At 60.9% G+C, this 17677-nt stretch carries 14 protein-coding genes; 5 read left to right on the top strand and 9 right to left on the bottom strand.

Annotated elements, in window-relative coordinates; genetic code table 11:
• Positions 1-14 precede the first annotated feature (14 nt).
• On the top strand, positions 15-353 hold the full coding sequence (locus tag AACH39_RS03745) for a P-II family nitrogen regulator (RefSeq protein WP_215782374.1): 339 nt from the start codon (positions 15-17) through the stop codon (positions 351-353).
• Positions 354-472: 119 nt separating this feature from the next.
• Here the strand turns inward: AACH39_RS03745 and AACH39_RS03750 are convergent, their stop codons facing one another.
• Positions 473-1264 (bottom strand): outer membrane protein assembly factor BamD, encoded by a 792-nt coding sequence (locus AACH39_RS03750; protein WP_215782373.1) that lies wholly within the window; start codon positions 1262-1264, stop codon positions 473-475.
• On the opposite strand from AACH39_RS03750, the gene rluD reads away from it, so the two are divergent.
• The 4 genes from rluD (at position 1263) to AACH39_RS03770 (ending at position 5568) form a co-directional block, all read left to right on the top strand.
• Complete coding sequence (rluD, locus tag AACH39_RS03755) at positions 1263-2351, top strand: 23S rRNA pseudouridine(1911/1915/1917) synthase RluD (protein ID WP_215782372.1); 1089 nt, start codon at positions 1263-1265, stop codon at positions 2349-2351. The two genes, AACH39_RS03750 and rluD, sit on opposite strands and share 2 nt — an antisense overlap.
• Positions 2338-3084 (top strand): peptidoglycan editing factor PgeF, encoded by a 747-nt coding sequence (gene pgeF, locus AACH39_RS03760; RefSeq protein WP_338620933.1) that lies wholly within the window; start codon positions 2338-2340, stop codon positions 3082-3084. The genes rluD and pgeF overlap by 14 nt, the downstream gene beginning before the upstream one ends.
• Before the next feature lie 128 nt (positions 3085-3212).
• Positions 3213-4823, top strand: a complete 1611-nt coding sequence (locus AACH39_RS03765; RefSeq protein ID WP_215782370.1) for a peptide chain release factor 3 — start codon at positions 3213-3215, stop codon at positions 4821-4823.
• Between the two features lie 100 nt (positions 4824-4923).
• Positions 4924-5568 carry a TetR/AcrR family transcriptional regulator gene (locus AACH39_RS03770; RefSeq protein ID WP_215782369.1) on the top strand — a complete coding sequence of 215 codons (645 nt, stop codon included), beginning with the start codon at positions 4924-4926 and terminating at the stop codon, positions 5566-5568.
• 52 nt (positions 5569-5620) lie between these two features.
• Here AACH39_RS03770 and AACH39_RS03775 read toward each other — a convergent pair whose 3' ends face one another.
• From AACH39_RS03775 to AACH39_RS03810, 8 genes are all read right to left on the bottom strand, one after another.
• A complete protein-coding gene (locus AACH39_RS03775) occupies positions 5621-7234 on the bottom strand; it encodes a GMC family oxidoreductase (protein WP_215782368.1) in 1614 nt (537 codons plus the stop codon).
• Positions 7231-7746 carry a hypothetical protein gene (locus tag AACH39_RS03780; RefSeq protein WP_215782367.1) on the bottom strand — a complete coding sequence of 172 codons (516 nt, stop codon included), beginning with the start codon at positions 7744-7746 and terminating at the stop codon, positions 7231-7233. The genes AACH39_RS03775 and AACH39_RS03780 overlap by 4 nt, the downstream gene beginning before the upstream one ends.
• A complete protein-coding gene (locus AACH39_RS03785) occupies positions 7746-9179 on the bottom strand; it encodes a coniferyl aldehyde dehydrogenase (protein ID WP_338620934.1) in 1434 nt (477 codons plus the stop codon). Before AACH39_RS03785 ends, AACH39_RS03780 begins: the two co-directional genes overlap by 1 nt.
• Before the next feature lie 236 nt (positions 9180-9415).
• Positions 9416-10618 (bottom strand): acetyl-CoA C-acyltransferase, encoded by a 1203-nt coding sequence (locus tag AACH39_RS03790; RefSeq protein WP_338620936.1) that lies wholly within the window; start codon positions 10616-10618, stop codon positions 9416-9418.
• A gap of 15 nt (positions 10619-10633) precedes the next feature.
• Positions 10634-13012, bottom strand: a complete 2379-nt coding sequence (locus AACH39_RS03795) for a 3-hydroxyacyl-CoA dehydrogenase/enoyl-CoA hydratase family protein (RefSeq protein ID WP_338620937.1) — start codon at positions 13010-13012, stop codon at positions 10634-10636.
• Between the two features lie 166 nt (positions 13013-13178).
• Positions 13179-14561 carry an OmpP1/FadL family transporter gene (locus AACH39_RS03800; protein ID WP_338620938.1) on the bottom strand — a complete coding sequence of 461 codons (1383 nt, stop codon included), beginning with the start codon at positions 14559-14561 and terminating at the stop codon, positions 13179-13181.
• A 186-nt stretch (positions 14562-14747) separates the two neighbouring features.
• Positions 14748-15119 carry an acyl-CoA thioesterase gene (locus tag AACH39_RS03805; protein ID WP_338620939.1) on the bottom strand — a complete coding sequence of 124 codons (372 nt, stop codon included), beginning with the start codon at positions 15117-15119 and terminating at the stop codon, positions 14748-14750.
• A gap of 64 nt (positions 15120-15183) precedes the next feature.
• The gene (locus AACH39_RS03810; protein WP_252346208.1) at positions 15184-17643 is read right to left on the bottom strand and encodes an acyl-CoA dehydrogenase; all 2460 of its coding nucleotides are present in this window, start codon (positions 17641-17643) and stop codon (positions 15184-15186) included.
• Positions 17644-17677 lie beyond the last annotated feature (34 nt).

A 17677-nucleotide genomic window follows, 5' to 3' on the forward strand; every position in this document is an offset into this window, starting at 1 on the left:
TGGAGTCCCTTCACATGAAAAAAATTGAAGCCATCATCAAGCCATTCAAACTGGACGAGGTGCGTGAGGCACTGTCCGATCTGGGCGTCAACGGACTGACGGTCAGCGAAGTCAAGGGATTTGGCCGCCAAAAAGGCCATACCGAGCTTTACCGGGGCGCAGAGTATGCCGTGGATTTTCTGCCCAAGGTAAAAATCGAAGTGGTTCTGCCGGATGATCTGGTCGACCGCGCCATCGACAGCATTGTCGCCACGGCACGCACCGGCAAAATCGGCGATGGCAAGATTTTCGTCACCCCGGTCGAGCAGGTGGTGCGCATTCGCACCGGCGAAACCAACGAAAGCGCCATTTAAGGCCCTCTGGCGCGAAAGCATGCGCCCGCCGGCCAGCCATGGCAACAACATCAATTTTTGCTAATAGACAAAAAACAACGCACACCCGAGGGTGTGCGTTGTTTTTTTTACCTGCCGTGTCAGTTCCAGAACTTCCACCAGGCCATTTGCTGCTCATGCCATGGCTGGCTCAAATACTGACTCTTGGGATAATTAAGCGCCAGAACACGCCTGGCATCACCCTGCAGCGTGGTCATGCCCAGCCGGCCATAGCCCTCGACCATAATGGCCAGCGCCTCTTCCACATAGCGGGTATTACCGTATTCGCTGACGACGCTCTGAGCCCGGTTGACGGCTGCCACATAGGCACCGCGCTTCATGTAGTAGCGCGCCACGTGCATTTGATACCCGCCCAGCGCATCCACCAGCTGGTTCATTTTCTTCAGCGAGTCGGCGGCATATTTGCCATTCGGGAAACGGGTCACCACTTCATTGAAAGCAGCAAAGGCATTGGCCGAGGCTTTCGGGTCACGCTCGCTCATGTCCTGACCGCCCCACTTGGCGAACCAGCCATCGTCGTTATTCAGGTAGATCAGGCCCTTGAGGTAATAAACGTAATCGACATTCGGGTGCGAAGGATGCAGCTTGATGAAGCGATCGCAAGCGGCCAGCGCCAATTCCGCCTCATGATCGCGGTAATAAGTGTATGCAATGTCGATTTGTGCCTGTTGCGCATATCGGCCATACGGATAACGCGCCTGCAAAGTTTCGTATAATTTCTCTGCACGGGTATAATTACCGGAATCCAGCTCGGAACGGGCCTCCGTATACAGCTTGTCCACAGTCCAGCCACGCGTTTCGTCATAGGTATCTGGCGTCGCACACGCGGACAATCCCAGCACAACCAACATAGCTGCAACGTATCTTTTCATGACCGATCCTTATTTTGATTCCGAGGATTATAGCGATAACTCGGAAAACGAGGTATCCACCTCGCAAGAATTCGTTGTACCCCAGGCCATGGCCGGCGAACGTCTTGATGCCGCCCTGGCAAAACTGCTGTCTGATTATTCCCGCAGCCGTCTGTCCCAATGGATCAAGGACGGCGATGTCCTGCTGGACGGCAAGACTGCCACGCCGCGCACGCGCGTGCAAGGAGGAGAACAGATCCGGGTGGAAATCCGCCCTTCGGCAGAAGACCTGTCCTTCAAGCCCGAAGCCATGGATCTGCCGATTGTTTACCAGGACGAGCACATCATCGTCATCAACAAACCGGTCGGCATGGTCGTTCATCCGGCCGCCGGCAACTGGTCGGGCACCCTGCTTAACGGGCTGCTGCATCACGATCCTGCCCTGTCGCGCGTGCCGCGCGCCGGCATCGTGCACCGCCTCGACAAGGAAACCAGCGGCCTGATGGTCGTCGCCCGCACCATTCCGGCCCAGACCGAGCTGGTGCGCCAGTTGCAGGCCAGAACCGTCACCCGCCTCTATCGCGCCATTGCCGACGGCCAGGTGCCGTGCGACGGCAAGATTGACGCCCCCATCGGCCGCGACCCGCACAACCGCCAGCGCATGGCGGTGGTGAAATTCGGCGGAAAACCGGCAGTCACCCATATCCGTGTCCTGGAGCGCTACCCCAGCCACAGCTACATCGAGTGCAAGCTGGAAACCGGCCGCACCCACCAGATTCGCGTCCACATGCGCGAAGCACGCCACCCGCTGGCCGGCGACCCGCTGTATGGCAACCCGCGCCACAGCATGCCGGAAGAGGTGGCACTGGCGGTCAAGGCGCTGGGCCGCCAGGCATTGCACGCCTGCAAGCTGTCGCTGATCCACCCGGCGACCGGCGAAGAAATGAGCTGGACGGCACGCATTCCGGACGACATGCGCCACCTGCTGGCCACCCTGCGCGCCGAGCGTCCCGGCACCTTCCATGCCGGCAGCGACGACGAGCTGGAAGATGACGAGTGGGACGACGACGACGAAGACGGTGTCGAGGTGCTGTATGTCCGTGACTGAGTGGCTGCAGGCCGACTGGCCGGCACCTGCCCGGGTGCGCACGCTGATCACCACCCGCCGGGGAGGTGTCAGCCCGGCGCCGTTTGACAGCCTCAACCTGGGCGATCACGTCGGCGACGCGCCGGAAAATGTACAGGCCAATCGCGCACTGCTGCGCCAACAGCTGCCGGCCGAGCCGGCCTGGCTGGTCCAGACGCACAGCACCCTGGTCCGCCAGGCAGAGCAGCTGGGCGCCCCGGAGGAAGGGGATGCCAGCGTGGCCCATAGCGCCAACACCGTGTGCTGCGTGATGACCGCGGACTGCCTGCCGGTCTTGTTGTGCGACCAGCGCGGCCGTGTGGTTGCCGCCGCTCATGCCGGCTGGCGCGGGCTGTGCAACGGCATTCTTGAAGCCACCGTTGCCGGGATGCAATGCGAGACCGCCTCCCTGCTGGCCTGGCTCGGACCAGCCATCGGCCCGGATGCCTTCGAGGTGGGCGGCGAAGTCCGCCGCGCCTTCATGGCGGCTGACCCGCAGGCCGCCGAGGCCTTTCATCAGATCGATGACGACAAGTTTTTGGCCGACATCTACCATCTGGCACGACAACGCCTGCAGCGATGCGGCGTGCAAGCCATCTACGGCGGTGATCATTGCACCGTGATCGAACGCGGACGGTTTTTCTCCTATCGCCGCGATGGCCGCACCGGCCGCATGGCCAGCCTGATCTGGCTGTCAGACGAACAAACAGGCTAAACCGGGACAGCCTACGGTACCTGGCCCTGCTCTGCGCAAGAAATAACTTGCACAGGGCGGGCTTAACTATTCATTACACCGCGCAAATAGAGTAAAATTCCGCCTTTTACGCTGCATCCGCCGACGACATGTCCACAGAATTGACCCAGCTCGCCGAACAAGTGGCGCGCCGCCGCACCTTCGCCATCATCTCCCACCCTGACGCCGGCAAGACGACCCTGACGGAAAAATTGCTGCTGTTCTCAGGTGCCATTCAGCAGGCCGGCACGGTCAAGGGCAAGAAAACCGGCAAGTTCGCCACTTCCGACTGGATGGAGATCGAAAAGCAGCGCGGCATTTCCGTCGCCTCGTCGGTCATGCAGTTCGAGTACCGCGAGCATACCGTCAACCTGCTCGACACCCCCGGTCACCAGGACTTCTCGGAAGACACCTATCGGGTGCTGACCGCTGTCGACTCGGCCCTGATGGTGATCGACGCCGCCAAGGGCGTGGAAGAACAGACCATCAAGCTGCTGAACGTCTGCCGCCTGCGCAATACGCCGATCGTCACCTTCATGAACAAGTACGACCGTGAAGTGCGCGACTCGCTGGAGCTGCTCGACGAAGTCGAGAACATCCTGAAAATCCGCTGTGCGCCGGTGACCTGGCCAATCGGCATGGGCAAGACCTTCCGCGGGGTGTACAGCCTGCTGTCCGACGAAATCATCCTGTTCGAAGCCGGCAGCGAGAAGCTGCTGACCGAAGTGGAAATCATCAAGGGCATCGACAATCCGCGTCTGGATGAACTGTTCCCGCTGGAAATGGAACAGCTGCGCATGGAGATCGAGCTGGTCAAGGGCGCCTCGAACGAATTCGACCTGCAGGCATTCCTGGACGGCAGCCTGACGCCAGTGTTCTTCGGCTCGGCCATCAACAACTTCGGCGTACGCGAGATTCTGAACGCCCTGATCGACTGGGCCCCCGCCCCGAGCGAACGCGACGCCACCGTGCGCAGCGTGCAGCCGGACGAACAGCCCTTCTCGGGCTTCGTGTTCAAGATCCAGGCCAATATGGACCCGAAGCACCGCGACCGCATTGCCTTCCTGCGCGTCTGCTCCGGCCGCTTCGAGCGCGGCATGAAGATCAAGCACCTGCGCCTGAATCGTGACATCGCCGCCTCCAGCGTGGTCACCTTCATGGCCCATGCGCGTGAAACTGTGGAAGAGGCCTTTGCCGGCGACATTATCGGCATCCCCAACCATGGCAACATCCAGATCGGCGACAGCTTCTCCGAAGGCGAGGCGCTGCAATATACCGGCATCCCGTTCTTTGCCCCGGAGCTGTTCCGCACCGTCCGCATCAAGAACCCGCTCAAGCTCAAGCAATTGCACAAGGGCCTGCAGCAGCTGGGCGAGGAAGGGGCAGTCCAGGTCTTCAAGCCGCACAACGGCGGCGACCTGATCCTCGGCGCCGTGGGGGTGCTGCAGTTTGACGTGGTGGCGGCACGCCTGGCAGCCGAATACAGCGTGGATGCGGTATTCGAGTCGACCAGCATCTGGAGTGCCCGCTGGGTCAGCTGTCCGGACCGCAAGAAGCTGGAAGAATTCGAATCGGCACTGGTCAACCAGATGTCGATCGACGCCGGCGGCAATCTGGCCTTCCTGGCCACCAGCCGGGTCAACCTCAACCTGACCCAGGAGCGCTGGCCGGACATCGTTTTCCACGAAACCCGCGAACATGCCGTCAAACTGAACGACTGACGGCCTGTCAGGATGGAAGCCGTCAAAAACAGGCGGCTTCCATCTAGAGCAAGGGCTCCAAACGTGCGACAATAACCAAAATCAGACAAGCCTGAACGCCATGAGCCGAACCCGCATCAAAACCTACGACCGCATCATTCAGGAAAGCCTGAAGCTGTTCAACGAACAGGGCGAGCGCAGCATCACCACCAACCACATCGCGGCCCATCTGGGCATCAGCCCGGGCAATCTGTATTACCACTTCCGCAACAAGGAAGAAATCGTCTACCAGATCTTCGTGCAGTATCGCGACTTCATTAACCAGCGACTGGCCGCGCCGAACAACCGCACCATGACGGTCGACGATCTGGTCAACTATCTGGATACAGCCTTCCAGGCCATGTGGCAGTTCCGCTTCATGTTCTACGACCTGCCGGGCCTGCTGGCGCGCAACCCGCAGCTGCAGACGGAGTACCACCAGTTCGTCAACACGGATCTGCAGGAGCTGCTGGCACGACACTTCGAGGAGTTCATCCGGCTGGGGCTGCTGCGAATGGAGAAGGAAGACATCGGCCCGGTGGGGACCAATATCTGGCTGGTGGTGAAGTTCTGGTTCGCTTTCGAGCAAACCTCGCGCCCCAAGGCGCCGATCACCGAGCTGTCCGGTTATCGCGGCGTGCGTCAGGTGCTGGCGCTGCTCAAGCCCTATGTGGCCCCGGACTTTGCCGGCGCCTACCAGATGCTGGCTGACCGCTACCCCTGCTAAGCAATCAGGGACCTCGTCAAAGATGGCGCCGCTTGCGGCGCCATCGTCGTTTCTAACCCTGACGCATCCTGCTAGCCAGCGCCTCGGCGGCGCGCAGCGAGAAGGCATAGACCGACAGCTGCGGATTGGCCCCAATGCTGGTCGGAAAAACCGAGCCATCCATCACGGTCAGATTGGCCAGCTGCCAGTGACGCCCATGGCCATCCACCACGCCTGAGCGGACATCCCCGGCCATCGGCGCACCGCCCATGACATGGGCGCTGACCACTCTGGCCAGGCCCACCTTGAGCGGCAGCCCGGCAATCATCTGCCGTGCCTCCGGCCAGCTGCGTGCCGGCTGAGCTGACTCATGCACCGGCAACACCGTGCTGGCTCCGGCGGCAAACTGCAACTCGGCCATGGTCAGCCAGCTGCGGCGCAAGGCCTCCCACAACACATCGTTGATCGGATAATCCAGCTGCGGCAGACCATCGCGATTCAACTGCACCACCCCACCCTGGCTGTCCGGATGAAAGCCGTCGCGCACCAGTGCCAGCATGACCTGCAAATGCGGCAGATCGCGCATCAGTGCAGCATGACCGGCGCCAAAACCGCTCATCGTCGCCCCCATGATCAACGGATGAACCGGCGGCACTTCCAGCTTGTAGCCCAGCGGGCCATCCAGTGGCTCGGTATGCATGAAGTGGTCGCTGTACAGCGTTTGCGGCGCACCATCAAAGGCATCGATACGCTCGGCAAAGCGCGCCCCCGACAAAGCCACCGGGTGCAGGAAGGTGCGACGCCCCAGCAGACCATGCGGATCGGGGGCCTGGCTGCGCAGCAAAATGGCCGGCGTACCAATGGCACCGGCGGCCAGCACCACCTCACGCGCCCGAATGGTTACGACCCGGCCCGTGGGGCGCAAGCCATCGGCGGCCAGCGGCAGGCAACGCACCGACGTAACCCGCGTACCCGCCGCATCAAAGCTCAAGGCATCCACCCGCATGCGCGTCAGCAGCTGCGCACCATGACGCAAGGCCGAAGGAATGGTGGTCACCAGCATGGATTGCTTGGCATTGGTGGCACAACCCATGCCGCAATAGCCCAGATTCCAGCAGCCGCGCACATTGCGCCGGATCTGGCCATAGGGAATCCCCAGCGCACGACAGCCACGCCCCAGGGCCTGGTTATTGGCATTGGGCTCCACCAGCCAGTCGGCCACCCCCAGCCGGGCCTCCGCGCGGGCAAACCACGGCGCCATTTCTGCCGTGGTCAGCGCCGTCAGGCCATAGCGCTCGCGCCACCACGCCAGGGTCGGCTCCGGCGTACGGAATGAGGAGGTCCAGTTGACCGTCGTACTGCCCCCCACCGTCCGCCCCTGCAGAATGGTGATCCCCCGATCCACCGTCTTGCGGGCAGCGGACTCCTGATACAGCGCCGGATAGGCCTCTCGCTCCAGCAGATGAAAATCGCGCGAGCTTTTCAGCCCGCCCTCTTCGATCAGGATCACCGAATACCCCTGCATGGCCAGCACCTCGGCGGCCATGCCGCCACCGGCGCCAGTGCCGATAATCGCCACATCCGCCTGCAGCGTCTGATCCTGATGTACGCTCGCGCCATCGGTCACGCGCCAGCCCTGACTCAGCCCCTGCTCCCACGGGTCCGGAATCGTCGCCTTGCCACTCATTGCAACACCCCCATGATGCGTGCTGGTCTTTGATAGCCGATGCCGGGCCAGCTTTCCTCATTGCCATACCAGGCCGCCGCAATCAGGGCATGCAAGGCCTGATACCCCGTGCGCAGCAAGGCCAGACGACTCAGCTGCCAGCGACGCAGAAAGGCCGCGACTTCGATGGCATCCGCCCGCGACCAAGGCGTGCTCAGGCCGGCCAGATAACGCCGCCCCCAGGGATTGCCCAGCAAGTCGAACAGCTGGCGCAATTCGCGCTGCAAGGCCAGGGGCAAGGCGGCAATGGCCTGATCCACGCCCTGCACGACCCGCGCCACCTGCAGTGCCTCGACCGCCAGCATGGCTGGTGCGATGGCCCCCACCACCACGGCATCCTGCGGCGTCAGAAACTGAAAGGCCTTCGAACTGCCGGTTGGCGTTTCAGGCGCCGGCCGCGCCAGCCAGCCAGCCCCCAGCAGCACCACGCCACCCAGCACGCCCCCCTTGATCAGTTGTCGGCGTGTCAGCATCACTTGCGCACCATCAGCTTGAGCAAGCACCGCGCCAGGGCACCATAGGGAGGCAACAGCATCCAGCGCGTCTGCAGACGCCGCTGCTGCATCACCGGCTTGAGCTTGGACATCGTCAGGAAGCCCTCACGGCCATGGTAATGGCCCATGCCAGAGGGGCCGACACCGCCAAACGGCATATCCTCCTGAATCACATGCAGCATGGTTTCATTGATCACCACCCCGCCGGAAACCGTCTGCTGCAAGACGCGTTGCTGCACGGCAGGCTGGTCGCTGAACAGATAGAGCGCCAGCGGACGCGGACGCTGGTTGATATAGTCGATGGCCTGCGGCAGATCGTCGTACTCGACCAGCGGCAATACCGGGCCGAAGATCTCTTCCTGCATCAACACGGCGTCCTCCGGGCATTGCCAGACCAGAGTCAGCGGCAGTTTGCGCACAGAGGCCGTGTCCTCCTGACGCGGATTGATCTGCTCAACCACGGCCCCGGCCGCCCGCGCCGCCTCGATCCAGCTGGTCAGACGCTGGTAATGGCGCTGGTTGATGATGGCGGTGTAATCAGGATTGTCTTTCAGCGCCGGATACAATTTGCGCGCAGCCGCAGACAGCGCCCTGACCCACTGTTCGCGCTGACCGCGCGGCAGCAGCACATAATCCGGCGCGACGCAGGTCTGCCCGGCATTGAGCATCTTGCCGGCAACGACCGCTTCGGCAGCACGCGCCATATCGGCATCGGCGGCCAGCAATACCGGCGATTTACCGCCCAGTTCGAGCGTCACCGGGGTCAGATTCGCCGCCGCCGCGCGCATCACCTCGCGCCCCACGGCCGTCGAGCCGGTAAACAGCAGATGATCGAACGGCAGGCTGCCGAAGCGCTGCGCCAGTTCAACCGGACCGTTGAACACCTGCACGACCTCGGGCCCCAGCGCCTGCGCCAGGAGATCGGCCAGCAAGGCGCCCGTGTGCGGGGTGAACTCGGACATCTTGATCATGGCGCGATTGCCGGCGGCCAGGGCGGCCACCAGCGGACCAATCGCCAGAAACAGCGGATAGTTCCAGGGCACCACAATGCCGACCACGCCCAGCGGCTGCGGCATCACCTGGTTGCGCGCCGGCTTGAACCAGAACGCCACCGAGCGGCGCTGCGGCCGCATCCAGCGGCGCAGATGGTGGCGCGCATGCCGAATTCCCTCCAGCGAGGGAAACAGCTCGGCCAGCCGGGTTTCTTCCGCACTGCGATGACCAAAATCGGCGCTGATGGCGGCAGCGATGGCGTCCTGATGCTGAAACAGCACATCGGCCAGCCGGGTCAGGCGCTGGCGTCGCAAAGCCAGATCCGGAAACGGCTCGCGCCGACTGGCGGCCTGCATGGCGGCAAAGGCAGCCTCCAGGGTTGATACTTGCTGCTCCGGCAGCAGGGTCGGGCTTCCCATCCTATCTCCTTAGACTTGCCTGGCTCACGTCACGAACGGACGTTTGGAGCCGTAACTCTAACCAGAATAGCACCGCCCTCGCCGGCATGTCATGGCCAAACCAGGCGTCCTAGCCGTTCTCAAAATAAAATGACCGATGGTCGTATTATTTTTGCGACAGCATGATCCCGCAGAAGGGATAAAAAAACGGCACCCTCTGTCGAGGATGCCGCTTTGTCGAACGGGAAGCGGATGGCTTAGAGGATTTCCAGAATGCCTGCCGCGCCCATGCCGGTACCGATACACATGGTCACCATGCCATAACCGCTCTGGCCACGGTTACGCATGCCGTGCACCAGGGTGGCGGTACGGATGGCACCGGTCGCACCCAGCGGGTGACCGAGCGCGATGGCACCACCATGCGGGTTGACCAGGCCGGTATCCAGCTCCAGATCGCGAATCACGGCCAGGGCCTGAGCGGCAAACGCTTCGTTCAGCTCGATCCACTTCAGGTCAGCCTGGCTGATGCCGGCCTGACGGCAAGCCAGCGGAATGGCTTCCTTCGGACCGATCCCCATGATGGCCGGCGGCACACCCTTGACCGAGAAGGTCACGTAGCGCGCCAGCGGGGTCAGGTTGAACTGCTTGAGAATCTTCTCCGACACCAGAACCACGGCACCGGCGCCATCGGACATCTGCGAGCTGTTACCGGCAGTGACCGTCCCCTTGGCATCAAAGACTGTCTTCAGCTTGGCCAGGCCTTCCAGCGAAGTGTCGGCACGCGGGCCTTCGTCGGTGTCGAGCAGTTTCTTGCTGATCTGCACTTCACCGGTCGCCAGATTCGGGCGACGATAAGTGGCTTCGAACGGGGTGATTTCCGACTTGAAGGCACCGGCCTCGATGGCCGCCAGTGCGCGACGATGCGATTCGACGGCGAAGGCATCCTGATCTTCGCGCGAAACGCCCCATTGCTGCGCCACCTTCTCGGCGGTCAGACCCATGCCATAGGCAATGGCGTAGTTCTCATCCCTGGCGAAGATTTCCGGGTTCAGGGCGATTTTGTTACCCATCATCGGCACCATCGACATCGACTCGGCACCACCGGCAATCACCACATCGGCCTCACCCAGACGGATACGGTCGGCGGCCATTTGCACGGCATTGATACCGGAAGAGCAGTAACGGTTGATGGTGACACCACCCACCGTATCCGGCAGGCCAGCCAGCAGCACGCCGATACGCGCCATGTTCAGACCCTGCTCGGCTTCCGGGAAGGCGCAACCGACCACGGCATCGGAAATCAGACTGGTATCCAGCGACGGCACCTGGGCCAGCGCCCCCTTGATGACATGCGCCAGCAGGTCATCCGGACGAACGTGACGCAGCATGCCGCGCGGGGCTTTACCAACCGGACTGCGCGTCGCTGCAACGATATAGGCTTCTTGTACTTGCTTAACCATGATTGTTTTTCTCCCTCAATTACGCAGCGGCTTGCCGGTGGTCAGCATATTGGCAATGCGGTCCTGGGTCTTGCTGTTCTTCAGCAAGGTCATGAAGGCCTTGCGTTCCAGCTCCAGAATCCACTGCTCGTCGACCTCGGTGCCGGCCTCGACGTCGCCACCGGTCATCACATCTGCAATCAGACCGGAGATGAAGAAGTCGTGCTGGCTGATGAAACGCCCTTCGAGCATGTTCACCAGTTGGCCCTTGATCGATGCTGCACCGGTGCGGCCCGCAACCGGGAAAGACTTGACCTTGAGCGGCGGACGATAGCCGGATTCGGCCATGGCCAGTGCCTGCTGCTTGGCGACGTACAACAGCTCATAGGCGTTGAACACCACCACATCGGTCGGACGGAAGTAACCGATTTCCTGCGTTTCGATGGCGCTGGTGCCCACCTTGGCCATGGCCACGGCCAGGAAGTAATCCTTCAGCACCGACAGGATGTCGCCACCCTTGGCTTGCTGAGCGGCACGCAGTGCGAATTCCTTGCAACCACCACCGCCCGGCAGCAGACCGACACCCACTTCAACCAGACCGACGTAGGATTCGAGTGCGGCCACCACCTTGTCGACGTGCATGGTGAACTCGCAGCCACCACCGAAGACGTAACCCTGAGTGGCGGCCACGGTCGGGATCTGGCTGTAGCGCAGGCGCATCGAGGTATCCTGGAAGCGACGCACCATATTCTCGATGCTGTCCCAGTCCCCCATCATGAAGGCCGGCATCATCGACTGCAGATCGGCACCCACCGAGAACGGCTCTTCCGTCTGCCAGATCACCAGGGCCTTGAAACGGGCCTCGGCAATATCGAGCGCGGCATTGACGCCTTCGAGTACATCCGGACCAATGGCATGTGCCTTGCTCTTGAACGACACCACCAGCACATCGTCACCGGTCGTGAAGGCGCGCACGCCATCGTTCTCGTAAACGGTTTCGCCCAGCGGCGCATTCTTCTCGCCCAGCACCTTGGCCGGTGCCAGCTGACGGCTGTAGACATCCAGCGTGGAGCGACCCACCAGCTTGCCGCCGGCAGCATCGTAGGAACCGTCGGCGAAATGCACGCCGGCACGGTCGGCTTCCAGCACCCAGGCCGGCAGCGCGGCGGCAGACAGAGTCTTGCCGGCCTTGATGTCTTCATTCACCCAGCCGGCCACTTGCTGCCAGCCTGCCGATTGCCAGGTCTCGAACGGACCGAAGTTCCAGCCAAAACCCCAGCGAATGGCGAAGTCGACGTCACGCGCACTGTGAGCGATATCAGCCAGGTGGAAAGCGATGTAATGGAACACATCGCAGAAGCAGGCCCAGAGGAACTGCGCCTGCGGGTGGCTGCTTTCGCGCAGCGCCTTGAACTTGGCGGCAGGATCCGGATTCTTGAGGATTTCCTTGACCGCATCGTCGCCCTTCTCGCCCGAGCCGACATAATTGCCGCTGGCCGGGTCGAGCACGAACATCTGCTTACCTTCCTTCTTGTAGATGCCGACCTTGGTCTTGGCACCCAGTGCACCGGCAGCAATCAGCTTCTGCAGCCATTCCGGCGACTTGAACAGGCCATGCCACGGGTCGTTCGGCAGGGTGTCCTGCATGGTCTTGACCACATGCGAGAAGGTGTCCAGACCGACCACATCCGCCGTACGGAAGGTAGCCGACTTCGGACGGCCGAGGCGCGGGCCGGTCAGATCGTCGACCACATCGAAGCGGATGCCGAATTTTTCGGCATTGGCGATGGTCGCCAGCATGGAGAACACGCCGATGCGGTTGGCGACGAAGTTCGGGGTATCTTTGGCGCGGATCACGCCCTTGCCCAGCGTGGTCACCAGGAAGCGTTCCAGGTTGTCCAGCATCTCGGCACCCGAGCCACGGCACGGGATGATTTCCACCAGGTGCATATAGCGCGGCGGATTGAAGAAGTGCACGCCGCAGAAATGCGGCTTGAGGTTGTCCGGCAGGCTGTCGGCCAGGGTATTGATCGACAGGCCGGAAGTATTGGTCACGAAGATCGTGTTTTCGCCCAGATGGGGCGCGACCTTGCGGTACAGGTCGGTCTTCCAGTCCATGCGTTCTGCGATGGCTTCGATCACCAGATCGCAGTCTTTCAGCAGGGACAGATGATCGTCATAGTTGGCGGCGGTGATGGCACTGATGGCATCCTTGCCGGCCAGCGGGGACGGTTTCTGTTTCTTCAGCGCGTCAATTGCCTTCAGCGCGATGGCATTCTTGTCGCCGGTCGTGGCCGGCAGGTCGAACAGCACGGTCGGTACCTTGGCATTGGCCAGATGGGCGGCAATCTGGGCCCCCATCACGCCGGCACCGAGTACCGCTACCTTACGCACGATAAACTTGGTTTGAGACATGGTTTCCTCGTTTATTGAATACACATGTTTAGTGCGGTTTGTCGCCGGTGTTGCAGCACACCGGTGCAACCGCCTCTCGGACGGGCCCCTCAACCCTTCCGTTACTGCCGACAGGCGGCGCCGGAAAGCACGCCGCCTGTCACCACGCCTCTAAACGGACTGCTGATTAGAAGCGATAGTTGTACGCCAGACCGATCATTTGGAAGGTCGTCTTGTACTTCCCTACGGTATTTTCACCATTACCAGTCAGGGTGCAGCCTGTACCCTTTCCGTAGCAAACATCGTAGTAGTTCATGTCAACATCCTTCACCCATACATAGCTATAGGAGAAATCGATCGACTGGTTTTTGTCGAACTTGTAGTTGGCACCGAGCGACAACCACGTACGGTCGCCATCCGGCAGCGCAGCACTGATGTATTGCGAGTTGGCTGGGGACTTATCCAGCGCCACACCGGTACGCAGCGTCAGCGCGTCGTTATACTTGTAGTTCAGGCCCAGCGCATACAACCAGGAGTCTTTCCAATTCTGGTTGATCACCATATTCCCTTTACCCGTACCCGGGAACTGGATGGCAATCTTGTCCATATCCGAATGCTCGGTCCAGGTCACATTCCCCATGACTGCCAACTTGTCATTGATATCATGGTAGAAGTTGGCCGATGCCGACGCCGGCGTGGTCACGTCGGTAGAAGCACCAGATGAGGAGTGCAAGTTGTTCATCACGCCAGCGACGGCAGCATTGCCAACCTGATCATAGGTCCACTTCACATTTCCATCTAAAGTGTGCTTGATCTGGGAACGGTAAGCGAGGCCAAATCGGGTATGGTCGTCAAGCTTGAACATATAGCCCAGGTTAAATCCATAGCCCCAACCGTCCGCCGTCATATCAGCCTGACCGTCGCCCAGAGCCAGAATCTGAGGCAAAGTCAACGTCCATGGGCCGCCATTAAGTGCAGCCGCAAGCGACTGGGAGTCGACCGCCTTGGTCAGGTGAGCCTTCATATACTGGGCGGATACGCCAAAACCAAAAGAGTTTTGCTCATCCAGTTTGAACGCAATGGACGGATTAAAGTTGAGTGTTTCCAGCTTGATGTTCTCAACCGAATAACGACCAATCCAATTACTGCCATAGTTCAATTGCGCACCGTAGGGCACAAAGATCCCCAGGCCAACCGTCCATTTATCATTGAGCTTGCTGGACAGATACAGTGTCGGCGCTTCCACATGGGACGGTACGTAATTATTTGCAGTCTTGGATCCAGAGATCGGAATGGAAGCTGCCGCCCGGGTCGAGCCGCCATCGGTATAGCTGGAACTCGGCATCACCGAGGTCAACCCAATCTGAATTTGTGTCCCATCGAGATTCGACAGGCCGGCCGGGTTGTAATAGATGGTTGACGGATCGGCGGCTTCTGCGCCGTTGGCATGTGCCGTTCCCTGTGCGGACACGCTCTGCGAGCCAAAGTTATAGCCGGATGCCAGCGCCTGGCCGGACAGTGCCGCGGCGCCGATGGTCATTACCGACAAACTAAGAAGCTTGAGTCTCATGTTATCCCTCTCGATGCATATAGTATTTGATTTCACATTTTTTATGAGAAACGCAAAACGTTTCTGCTGGGATACTACCAGAGAATTAGAGTCTGTCCACTAAAAAACCGAGCACTTGTTCCAAACGCGCGTTTTATATTACAGCTTTGCAACACCATAGCAACAACCCCTGTTTTCGCCGCAAAATCAGGCGATAACACGGGATTTCCCCTGCAAATCGACCGCCACATAGGTCATGATCACTTCTGTCACCGGCACAATGGCGCCATCCGCCCGTTCGGCCGAGGCCACAATCTTCAAAACCAGCGAAGAACTACCCTTGCGCAGGCAATCTGCATAAAGTGACAACACATCGCCGAGATACAAAGGCACCTGCAGCTGAAAGGCATTGACCGATACCGCCGCCACCGGTCCGTGCGCCAGACGCTCACCGGCCAGAATGGCCGCCAGATCCATCTGACCGAACAACCAGCCGGCACGGACTCTGCCGCGATCGTCCAGGCTGTCCTGCAACACTGGCACCCGCAAAGCAGGTGCGCCTTGCGGCACCGTGATCATGCACCCTCCCCCGGTACCTTCGGATGGCGGACAGCCACCCGAAGGACACGAATGTTGCGCTGCACTAGAAAATCAGACGTTCCAGCAAGCCAGCGTCGTGTTGCTCAAGTTTCATGTCAAAGTCATCGACCATGATCACATCACGCTTGAGCTTGCGCGCACGACTGATGGCATCGAACTCCTGCTGGGTAATCAGCCCTTGCTGCAGGGCTTCGGCCAGACGTTCGCGCGCAGTCAGGGTATGGAACTTGCCTTCGCGTGCCAGCTTGCGCAGCTTTTGCTCCAGCGGTTCGGTATCCAGAATCGCTTGCAGGGCAATCGGCATCACACCGACGGCATCGCGCTCATCCTTGGAAACAAAGATGCCATGGGTCAGACGGGCACGTGCCGCACCCGGCTCCATGATGCTGCGTGCCACGCGGGTACCCAGCTTGTCGGACGGCGGCGTCAGGGTCAGGCCCCACGGGAAGATCAGGCGACGCAGCACCCAGGCCAGACCACGGCTCGGCAGATTGCTGAGGAAGCCGTGCATGGCTTGCTGCACGTCGTACAGCGCCGACTCGACCGCCCACTGCACCAGCGGCAAATCTTCCTTGTGGGCACCATCGCGTTCGAAGCGCTTCAGTGCTGCGGTCGCGATATACAAGCCAGACAGCATGTCACCGAGGCGGGCCGACAGCTTTTCGCGGAACTTGAGCGAGCCGCCGAGACTGAACATGGCCATATCCGACAACAGGGCAAAGGCACTGGAGAAGCGAGTGATTTGCTTGTAGTAAGCGGCCGTCGCCCCGCCCTTCGGGCTGCGCACCAGCGCGGCACCGGTCAGGCCCATCCAGAAGGCACGGACCTTGTTGCTGGCAATGAAGCCAATGTGTCCGGTAAAGGCGTCGTCGAACTCTGCCAGGTTGTTGTCCATGGCGGCACGCATTTCACGCAGCACGAACGGATGGCAGCGGATAGCGCCCTGGCCGTAGATGATCATCGAACGGGTGAGGATGTTGGCACCTTCCACCGTGATGGCAATCGGGATGGCCTGATAGGCACGGCCGAGATAGTTGCGCGGCCCCAGTACCACGGTCTTGCCACCATGAATGTCCATGGCGTCATTGACCACTTTGCGCATGCGCTCGGTGTTGTGATACTTCAGCACCGCCGACAGCACCGAGGGCTTTTCGCCCAGATCCAGGCCGGTCAGCGCCAGATCCTGCGCCGCCTCCATTTGATAGGTATGGCCGGCAACGCGCGCCAGTGCTTCGTCCACGCCCTCGAATTTGCCGACCGGCAGACCAAACTGATCGCGGATACGGGCAAAGGCACCCGTGACGAAGCTGGCCAGCTTGCCGGAAGCCACCGACATGGCCGGCAGCGAAATGCAGCGCCCCACCGACAGACACTCGACCAGCATGCGCCAGCCCTGGCCGACATACTCCTGACCGCCGATGACCCAGTCCATCGGGATGAAGACATCCTTGCCCCAGGTCGGGCCGTTCATGAATACCGCGCCACCGGGGAAGTGGCGACGACCGATTTCAACACCGGCGTGCGCCGTGGGCACCAGCGCGCAGGTGATACCGATATCGTGCTTGTCACCCAGCAACTTGTCCGGGTCAAACAGTTTGAAGGCCAGGCCGAGTACGGTCGCGACCGGTGCCAGGGTGATCCAGCGCTTTTCCCATGTCACGCGGATACCGAGTACGTTGTCGTGGTGTTCGCCGGTATGCGGGTCGGTGTAAGAACCACGGCAAACCACGCCGTAATCCGGAATGCTGCCTGCATCGGAGCCGGCATAAGGGCTGGTGAGGGCAAAGCAGGGGATGTCTTCACCACGGGCCAGACGCGGCAGGTAGAAGTTCTTCTGCGCTTCGGTACCGTAGTGCTGCAGCAGCTCACCCGGGCCGAGCGAGTTGGGCACCATGACCGAAACGGCAGCGGAGCCGCTGCGGGTAGCGATCTTGGTCACCACCTTGGCGTGACCGTAGTTGGAGAACTCCAGACCACCGTATTTCTTCTGGATGATCATGCCGAGGAAGCCGCTCTTCTTGATGAAGTCCCAGACTTGCGGCGGCAGATCTTTCTGCTCGTGGGTAATCGACCAGTCGTCGATCATGTTGCACAGTTCTTCAGTCGGACCATCGACAAAGGCCTGCTCTTCAGCCGACAGCTTGGGTGCCGGGAAGGATTCGAGGCGGCTCCAGTCCGGCTTGCCGGAGAACAGGTCACGATCCCACCAGACAGTACCGGCGTTGATGGCCTCCTGCTCGGTCTGCGACATGGCCGGGGTGATCTTCTTGAAGATGGCGAACACCGGACCGGTAAACAGCGCGCGACGCAGCGGCGTCAGATTGAGGATCAGGGCAATGGCGACAAACACGCCCCAGACCCACGGTGCAACGACCGTACCGGCCGCCAGGAAGGGCAAGGCGCCCAGCCAGCCGGCCACCACCACACTCCAGGCGAGCACCGGCGCGCGGAAGTAAGCCAGCGCGCCCAATAGTGCAATCAGGATGACAGCAGATAACAACATAGACTTCTCCTCGTGTTGAGCCTTTTTCCGGCTT

The sequence above is a fragment of the Paludibacterium flexuosum genome (genome assembly GCF_037076605.1).
In the GTDB taxonomy this organism is placed as follows: domain Bacteria; phylum Pseudomonadota; class Gammaproteobacteria; order Burkholderiales; family Chromobacteriaceae; genus Paludibacterium.